The organism is Vibrio sp. 1078-1 (assembly GCF_033340475.1).
Window position 1 is genome coordinate 1 of sequence record NZ_JAWOWM010000734.1, and the last position, 553, is coordinate 553.

1 protein-coding gene is annotated in these 553 nt (G+C 44.8%); it reads left to right on the top strand.

Going from position 1 to position 553, the window contains the following annotated elements; genetic code table 11:
• A partial coding sequence (locus R7190_RS29780) for an ATP-binding protein (RefSeq protein ID WP_318138196.1) occupies positions 1-553 on the top strand: 553 nt, incomplete at both ends.

Genomic DNA, 553 nt, shown 5'->3' on the forward strand with positions numbered 1-553 from the left:
AGCTGATTTCTAACGCATCAGATGCATCAGACAAATTGCGTTTTCAGGCACTTTCGAATCCTGATTTATATGAAGGTAACGCAGATCTTGGCGTTAAGCTGTCATTTGATGAAAGCGCAAATACCCTAACGATTTCTGATAACGGTATCGGTATGAGCCGCAATGACGTTATCGAACATTTAGGCACCATCGCAAAATCAGGCACCGCGGAATTCTTCTCAAAGCTTTCAGAAGAGCAAAGCAAAGACTCGCAATTGATCGGTCAATTTGGTGTTGGCTTCTACTCTGCATTTATCGTTGCTGATGCGGTGACCGTGCGCACTCGTGCAGCAGGTTTGCCAGCAGACGAAGCAGTGCAATGGCATTCTGCTGGTGAAGGTGAGTACACCATTGAAAACATCACTAAAGAATCTCGTGGTACTGACATTATTCTTCACATGCGTGACGAAGGTAAAGAGTTCTTAAATGAATGGCGCTTGCGCGATGTCATCAGCAAGTACTCGGATCACATCGGTATTCCTGTTTCTATCCAAACTGTAGTGCGTGATGAAGA